Source organism: Paenibacillus sp. YN15, from assembly GCF_003285005.1.
In the GTDB taxonomy this organism is placed as follows: Bacteria; Bacillota; Bacilli; order Paenibacillales; family NBRC-103111; genus Paenibacillus_AR.
This window is the reverse complement of the sequence record NZ_QMFA01000083.1, coordinates 1-3,225: the sequence shown is the minus strand read 5'-3', so window position 1 is coordinate 3,225 and position 3,225 is coordinate 1. Positions and strand designations below refer to the sequence as shown.

Genomic DNA, 3,225 nt, shown 5'->3' with positions numbered 1-3,225 from the left:
CACAAGTCTGCCCCTATACATGAAGGGTTGGTTTGGTGATTTGAGCTGCGAAAGTTGAGTTAATAATTTTACCCATCTGTATATTTTGATGGCTTATTGATTCAAAATTGTGACCTTCTGGGAGTCCATATTTAATTTGATAATCTTCAGCCTCGGTACCTTCTATGCTATCAGCTATTTTTGGAGATTTTTCAAATAATTCCTTTTCTCTGATTAAGGGGAAATCTACAAAACTAGGTTCGATCCATTTCTCAAGTGATAGTCTATGTTGACCTAACAAATCGTCAACAACAAAAATACTTGAGGTAAATTCAATTGATCTATTTAGAGCTTCATCTGATACAATTAATTTTTCAAGTTGTTTTTCGTAATCTTTAAAAAGAAATACTTTTGAAATGAAGTTCACAATGAAGTTGAATAAGAATTCCTTTGTCTCCTGTTGTGATTTTATGAATGTTTCTTTAGTGAAATTACTACAGGTGATGTTATAGTGTAAATTTCCTTGGATATCAGTATGAGAAACATCCAGATGATAAGAATCACTTTCAATAAATTTTAAAGTAATATTTACATCGGGATATCTGCACATAACTGCATCAACGATGCTTGTAGACATAAAAGCCTCAATACAAGAAAGAATGCTTTGTGAAAGTTCTAAGCACGGAAAATTCACGTCTGAGTTGATTGTGACTTTACACCCTAATATGTTTGATTGAAACTGTTCAAAATGTTCATTACCGAATATCAGACTGTTTGGAAGTTGATTATTTGCCGGTTGGTCAAACCACTTAAACATAAAATCGTTAATGGCGTCATCATCATTTCCGAATGATTTCAATAAATCAGGATCAATATGCCCCAGAGAATACTTTAATGCAACGCTAGCCATTTCAAGTCCATTTACTTCTAGTGCATTCGGTAACTTTGATATTTTTGAGAGATCACTTTGCTTCAATTTTAGAAAAAAGGTGCCGAGAATTCCGTCGTATATTCTATCACCTTCTTCAATAAGTTTACTCTTTATATTATACCCAGATGAATTCAATAATTCCTTGGAAAGTAGATATAGGCGGTGCCACTCCAATGAATTTGCCAGTCTCCCAGTTTCAATTTCCAAATTTCTTAGGCTTTCTGACGAGCCCAAGAAATACGGAGACACATTACCAAATTTCATATAATCAATGACTGCTAAATAATATGCATTAATGAAGTAGCCATAAGCAGCCCACTGTAAACCGATTCTATTAAAACAACTTGCCATAAAAAACATTGCGGATATTAAAAGTTTTTTGCTCTCCGATTTATATAACCTAACAAGTGAACGACCAATAAACTGGATGGCGGAATAAGGTTTCTCATCATATAATGATTTTCCTCTTTCCAACAACAATTTCGCAGAAGCCAACTCTTGTTCACGGCTACCAGACATCGAAATAAGTACTTCAAATAATTCGTTAAAAGTCTCAGAATCTAAAAGGAGGGGAGAAAGCTCCGTAACCATTTTAATAACTGTATTGAAACTAAAATCAATTGAGTGACTGCTTTCTTGCATTGTTATTTTTAGTTCTTGAAATAATTTTTCAGGATCGTGTCCTAAAAACAGTTTTACAAATACAAAATTTGCCCTCGCTTCTAATGAAGTATTTATTCGCTTAGTATCAGATATTAGTCGTTCATATTCATCTAAAAGTTTAGCAGTACAGGATTTTAATATTTCATTTTCGAGATTGCCATTACAAGTCGTATAAAGGTTCATCCACAAATTTGTAAGTCGTTCTATATCAAAAAAATTATTGCTGCCAAGCACATTTTCCATGAATTGCATGAATACTTCTTGGAAATTATCTTTATCATCATACCACCAATATAAAGTCCAAGCCCATTGATACAAGGATTCTTTTACTTGCATGGTAGTTCCGTACTGTTTTGAAATTTTTGAAGCTCTTTCGAATTTTCCGACTGTGTCACTCTTAGGTAATTCAAGCTCGCGACTAAGTATTGCAGATTCGATAGCATTTTCAACTAGCAGTAAATTAAACTCTTGCTTTGATATTTGAGATGAGATTGCTGTTTCAATTGCTTCTAATCTATTTTTTCTTCTATAGTCCAATGGGCCCAAGTTTATTTCATCAACAAAATCACTCGGTAAATTGAAGGTTTTGATCGCAATTTCTTGCCTTTGATTAATAAACAATTTTTCTAAAATCCATGTTTTATCCAATATCCGTACATCAATTAAGAATTGCTTTGAAAGCGAATCCTCTACTTCTGCACGCTTTTTGTCAGGGACAGCTTGATTAGTCATAAAAAATACTTTCTTATAGTCTCTATTTGTGCTGAGTATGTTTTCAATATCAGATTTAACTTTTGGTCTCCAGCTTTTCTTTGCGCTTATTGCAAAAGCCCATCTTTCATTTGCGGCATTTCTACCAACTCCTGAGTACCATGTGAGACTCGTGGATTCTGAAACCGGGTAAGTTTCAGAATCCACTTTGCTGTCTCCACCACCGGTTGGACCAGTCTGGGGTAGGAGATTAGGACATATTTCGACTTGAGCCAGCTCCCTACAAAAGTGTTCAAAGTCTTTTTCTTGGCTTCTACTGGTAAGGGTGCTTAAAAAGAAGTCCATGAACTCTTTGGATAGATTTCCTTTTTTTACAGTGAAGGAATCTGAAAATTCATTAGGTCTTCTTGATTTCAAGAAGATATAAGGAGTTTTTGGCTTGTCGATGTCTGTCTACCTCCTATTAAATGCTCAATTTCATAAGGTCAATTCTATACTTACTATACCAGAATCTGTTACCTTGAAGAGCATTTCTTTTGTGAATTCTTATTTGGCTCCTCTATACTGAGTGGTTTGATCAAGGTTTGATAAGGTTGTAGGGCAATTTGACATGGAGCCTCTGCGGGCATCTCGCGAAAGCCGCGAAGCACAAGTACATTCGTGTAACCCCGAGTCATTTGGATAGGAGGAGATTCTATAACTATCTCCTTAGTTCGAGTTGAAAATACTGCTCTAACCCAAGAACTATGGAAAACTAGGTTAACTAAAAAGGAATTACTAGGAAATTGTCGAAATCAATACCTATAACGGAAATTTAGCCCCAAAGACTTTGGACTATTTAACTAATATTACTCAGTACCCAGTTTAGGGCAATGCAAAAGTCCAGCGGTAAGATGTCAAGCCCCTGAAAGAAGCGAATTGGAAATTTTATTGGGGCTGGG

1 protein-coding gene is annotated in these 3,225 nt (G+C 35.1%); it reads right to left on the bottom strand.

What is annotated here, in order from left to right; genetic code table 11:
- Positions 1-13: 13 nt before the first annotated feature.
- Complete coding sequence (locus DQG13_RS30180) at positions 14-2,629, bottom strand: hypothetical protein (protein ID WP_113023903.1); 2,616 nt, start codon at positions 2,627-2,629, stop codon at positions 14-16.
- Positions 2,630-3,225 lie beyond the last annotated feature (596 nt).